Raw genomic sequence first — 4,494 nt, forward strand, 5'->3', positions numbered from 1 at the left:
ATGCCCCGCATCCCGCCCTTCTGCGTACCTGTACCTGGGACGACCGGCTGACGCCGGTCGCGATTCCTAGCGGGTGTAGTACCCGTCCACCGACATGGCGTTGACCGAGTGCACCAGCGTGCCCTGCGAGGGGTTCAGGGCGCTGACCATCTGGCCGTTGCCGAGGTAGATACCGACGTGGCTTCCACCGTTCTGGCTCACCAGGTCGCCCGGCTGCGGGTTGCTGGTGGGGGTGAGAGCAGCGAACTGCGACCAGGTGGTGCGCGGCAGGCTGATGCCGTTCTGCGCGTAGACCCACTGCACGAAGCCGGAGCAGTCCCAGCCGCCGAACGAGGTTCCGCCGTACACGTAGCCCGAGCCGATGCCCTGCATGGCCGTGCCGACGATGCCGCCGCCGGCGGGGCTGATCGAGGCGGACTGCGTGCTGAGTCCGGTGGTGTTCCCCGAGAAGACCGCGGGTGCTGCCACGGGTGCGGGTGCCGCCACGGGTGCCGGTGCCGCGATCGCTGCGGGGGCAGCGACGATCGTTGCGGACTGGGCGGAGTACTGCTGGGGAGCGGCAGTGCCGGTGAGCGCGAGGGCCTGACCCGGGTAGATGACCGAGCTGTAGCCGAGTCCGTTGGCCGTGAACAGCGTGTCGAGGCTGACGCCGTGCGAGGCAGCGATGCTGCCCAGCGTGTCGCCGGCCTGGACGGTGTAGGTGCCCGCCGCGACGGTGGACGCCGCGACCTGCTCGGGTGCGGCCTGCAGGGTGATCTCGCCTGCGGCACTCGCGGGGAGCGCTGCGCCGAACATGATCCCGGATGCTGCGACGACGACGGCGGCGGGCTTGCCGGCCACCGAGGCACTCGCGGAGATCGCGCGGGAGGCGGTGAGAAGGGGGTTGGTGCGCGTGGGGACGGCCCGGTGGCGCGCTGAAGTGCTCTTGGACATGATCATGCCTTTCCCAATGCCTGCGAAGTTAGCTGTCGGGTTCGGATGGGACATCCGGACGTGCTGTTCTCGTTCCAGCGAACATGCGCTGGTCGACGCGCGTCTTTACCCCTAGGACTCAGGACTGAGTCCGCTATCGGTTCCCCCGCCCCTGTCGAATGTGTAGTGCGAACGGTCCGTCCTCATCGACAGGGTTAGGCAGAGTGAGGAGGGGCGCCCCTCCGTTGTGGAGCGGGCGCGGGGTCAACGGTACCCGTTGAGCTTCCGGTTGTCACGTTTGGGTTACGGCGCCGATGGTGCCATAATTCCCCCGCGCCGACTAGGCCCGAGCGTTCCGCGGCCTCGGCTGGCAGTACGGGCAGAGGGACGATGACCTGTTCATGAAGGCTTCGCGCCGGATGAGGGTCGAGCGCCCTTTGGCTGCGCAGCGACGGCAAGGTTGCCCGGCACGGCCGTAGGCTTCGAGGTCGCGGGCGAAGTAGCCCGACGCGCCGTTGACGTTGACGTACAGCGCGTCGAAACTCGTGCCACCGGCGTCCAGGGCCCGGGTCATGACCGTGGTGACCGCCTCGACGATACGGAGGGTGTCGGGACGGCGCAGAGTGTCCGTGGGGCGCGCGTAGTGGAGTCTCGCCGCCCACAGCGCCTCGTCCGCGTAGATGTTGCCGATCCCCGAGATGAGGCCCTGGTCGAGGAGGGCACGCTTGAGGCCCGTCCTCCGCTCGCGGAGACGCCGGTGGAAGGATTCGACGGAGAACGAGGGGTCCAGCGGGTCACGCGCGATGTGCGCGGCCTGGTGCGGGATGAGGGGCAGATCCGTGTCTCCGCGACCACCCGGCGCGCCGTCGGCGGTGGGCTCGAGATCGGCGACGAACATGCCCCCGAAGATCCTCTGGTCGACGAAGCGGAGGTCGGCGGGGAGCGGTGCACCCTCGTCGTCGACGGCGGTGGAGAGCCGAAGGCGAACCTTCAGGTGTTTCTCGAGGGGGGCCTCCGGCTCCTCGATGAGCAGCTGACCGCTCATGCCGAGGTGCGCCATCAGTGCGACGTGCGGGACGTCACGGGGGGCGTCCGGGTCCTGGAGGGTCATCCAGAGGAACTTCCCGCGCCGCACCACGTCCGTGACGCGTGCTCCGGTGACGTTGCCGCGGAAGTCCTCGACGCCTGCGACGTGGCGTCGCAGCGACCGCCGGTCCACCACCTCGACGGCCTCGACGGTACGGCCCGTGACCCAGCGCGCCAGCCCACGCCGTACCACCTCGACCTCGGGCAGTTCAGGCACTCAGGGTCCGGGGGGCGCTGCGGGCGCGTCGTGCGGTTCGCCGTCGGGCGTCGTCCCGGCCCCGGGTGCGAGCAGCTTCCAGGAGGCGGCAGCAGCCTCCTGCTCCGCCTCCTTCTTCGAGTGGCCGCACCCGGAGCCGTACTCGACGCCGCCGATCACGAGGCGCGCGGTGAACGTACGGGCGTGGTCGGGACCGGCGCCCACCACCTGGTAGTCGATCAGGCCGAGCCGGCGGGCGGCCGCGGTCTCCTGGATGCGGGTCTTCCAGTCCGTGCCTTCGCCGAGGACAGCGGAGTCGCGCAGGAGCGGCCCGATGAGCCTCATGACCATGGCCCTCGCGATCTCGATCCCGTGGCTCAGGTAGGCAGCACCGATGACGGCCTCCATGGTGTCCGCGAGGATGGATGCCTTGTCCCGGCCGTTGGTGAGTTTCTCGCCCTGTCCGAGCAGCACGTGGCTGCCGAGGTCGAGCGTGCGGGCCACTCCGGCGAGCGCCCTGGTGCTGACGACGGCGGACCGCCGCTTGGCGAGCTCACCCTCGGAGAGGTCGGGGTTGTCCCGGTACAGGGCGTCCGTCACCGAGAGGCCGAGCACCGAGTCACCCAGGAATTCGAGCCGCTCGTTGGTGGGGATCCCGCCCTTCTCATAGGCGTAGGACCGGTGCGTCAGGGCAAGACGAAGCGTCTCGGTGTCGATATCGACACCGAGACGCCTCGTGAGTTCTTCTGTATTCTTCACAACCGCATCAGCTGATCCAGCATCGAACGGGTGCCCACTGCAGCACCGGGCATGCAGCAGGCCGCACCCCGTTGTCAGACGTCGGCTACCTTGCGGCCCTTGTACTCGAGGAACAGCGGGGTACCGGCTGAATCGGTGACAACCTTGGCCTGGTGGGCGAGGCTGTAGGTGACGCGACCGTTCTCGAGGGTCTTGACCAGCTTGGGGGCGGTTGCCTTCCACTGGGACCGGCGTGCACGGGTATTCGCGCGGGACATCTTCCGCTTCGGGACAGCCACGGCTAACTCTCTTCTCTCTCGTCTGACTCTGACTTGGTTGCCGCGTCGTTACCGGCGGCGGTGCCCGTCAGCCCTGCAAGGGCTGACCAGCGAGGGTCCAAAACTTCATGGTGGTGGTCCGGATCGTCATTGAGCTGCGCTCCGCATTCGGAGCACAGGCCCTTGCAATCCTCCCGGCACACCGGCTGGAATGGCAGCGACGTAACCACTGCATCCCTCAGCACGGGTTCCAGATCGACCGAATCGTTCTCCACCCTGTGCTGATCTTCTTCCTCTTCCACCGACAGCGACTCGGAGTCGCTGTAGAAGAAGAGCTCCTGGACGTCCACCTCACGGTCGAACCGCAGGGGCTCCAGGCAACGGCCGCACTCGCCGGTTACCTCGACGTTTGCCGTACCCGACACCAGGATTCCCTCGTGCACCGATTCGAAACGCAGGTCCAGTTCCATCTCGGAACCCTCCTGCACGCCGATCAGCGCAACGCCGAAATCCTTCGGTGCCGGTACATGTTCTTCCACTGTCCGCATGCTTCCCGGACTGCGTCCGAGATCCTTGACGCTGAAAGTCAAAGGCGAACTGAGATCGCTGTTGATGATGACTCCTGTAGAACATATGACCGACGTACCATCCTAGCCCGATGAGGCGGGCAGTCCCAAAACGGGCGGACCCGTCTACGCTCGGACGATGACGTCCGATCCCCGCCCGGCACCGGCCGACCCGCGTCGTCGTCGGGCGGTCCGCGCCCTGCGGACAGCGGCCGGGATCGCCACCGCCTGTCTCCTCGCGTGGCTGATCCTCGCCTATGTGCTGTTCTACAACCCTCCGCTGCGGACGGTCGGGACGGCCGATGCGGTGGTGGTGCTGGCCGGAGCCGCGGGCGAGAGGCTTCCCGCGGGCCAGCGGCTGATCGAGCGCGGCGTCGCCGACGAACTCGTGCTCTCCTCGACGGGGCTGCCGGGCAACTCCGCGGCCGACGCCCTGTGCGCCGCGGACGACGCCGGCACGACCTGCTTCCGTTCGGATCCCCTGACCACGAGGGGCGAGGCGCGTGCGATCGCCGCGCTCGCCCGCGACCGCGGCTGGGACAGGATCGTCGTCGTCACCTCGACCTACCACGTGACACGCGCCTCCACGAACATCTCCCAGTGCTCCGAGGCCGACGTCACCATGGCCGAATCGACGCCGGACCTCGACGCCCTGGAGTGGCTCGGACGGTTCGTCGAGGAGACCACGGCACTGGCCGCCGCCCTGGCCCGCCCCGCG

Annotated in this window: 6 protein-coding genes and 1 riboswitch; of the genes, 1 reads left to right on the forward strand and 5 read right to left on the reverse strand. The window is 68.3% G+C overall.

The window, feature by feature from the left end; translation table 11 throughout:
• Positions 1-66: 66 nt before the first annotated feature.
• The 5 genes from CVO76_RS06780 to CVO76_RS06800 all read right to left on the reverse strand — a co-directional run bounded on the left by CVO76_RS06780 (position 67) and on the right by CVO76_RS06800 (position 3,800).
• Positions 67-933, reverse strand: a complete 867-nt coding sequence (locus CVO76_RS06780) for a C40 family peptidase (protein WP_208741385.1) — start codon at positions 931-933, stop codon at positions 67-69.
• Between the two features lie 2 nt (positions 934-935).
• A riboswitch (cyclic di-AMP (ydaO/yuaA leader) is annotated at positions 936-1,120 on the reverse strand.
• 132 nt (positions 1,121-1,252) lie between these two features.
• A complete protein-coding gene (mutM, locus tag CVO76_RS06785; protein ID WP_208741388.1) occupies positions 1,253-2,215 on the reverse strand; it encodes a bifunctional DNA-formamidopyrimidine glycosylase/DNA-(apurinic or apyrimidinic site) lyase in 963 nt (320 codons plus the stop codon).
• Positions 2,216-2,953, reverse strand: a complete 738-nt coding sequence (gene rnc / locus CVO76_RS06790; RefSeq protein ID WP_208741390.1) for a ribonuclease III — start codon at positions 2,951-2,953, stop codon at positions 2,216-2,218.
• 74 nt (positions 2,954-3,027) lie between these two features.
• The gene (gene rpmF / locus CVO76_RS06795) at positions 3,028-3,231 is read right to left on the reverse strand and encodes a 50S ribosomal protein L32 (RefSeq protein ID WP_043445822.1); all 204 of its coding nucleotides are present in this window, start codon (positions 3,229-3,231) and stop codon (positions 3,028-3,030) included.
• A 2-nt stretch (positions 3,232-3,233) separates the two neighbouring features.
• Complete coding sequence (locus CVO76_RS06800; RefSeq protein WP_133080708.1) at positions 3,234-3,800, reverse strand: YceD family protein; 567 nt, start codon at positions 3,798-3,800, stop codon at positions 3,234-3,236.
• A gap of 115 nt (positions 3,801-3,915) precedes the next feature.
• Between CVO76_RS06800 and CVO76_RS06805 the strand changes: the two genes are divergently transcribed.
• The coding region (locus CVO76_RS06805; protein ID WP_208741392.1) for a YdcF family protein at positions 3,916-4,494 on the forward strand (579 nt) is incomplete at its 3' end.

It is taken from the genome of Arthrobacter agilis (assembly GCF_002953615.1).
Classification (GTDB): Bacteria; Actinomycetota; Actinomycetes; order Actinomycetales; family Micrococcaceae; genus Arthrobacter_D; species Arthrobacter_D agilis_B.

Coding starts and splice junctions, on each gene's coding strand:
- CVO76_RS06780 (WP_208741385.1), bottom strand. CDS start 933: ATGTCCAAGAGCACTTCAGCGCGCCACCGGGCCGTCCCCACGCGCACC.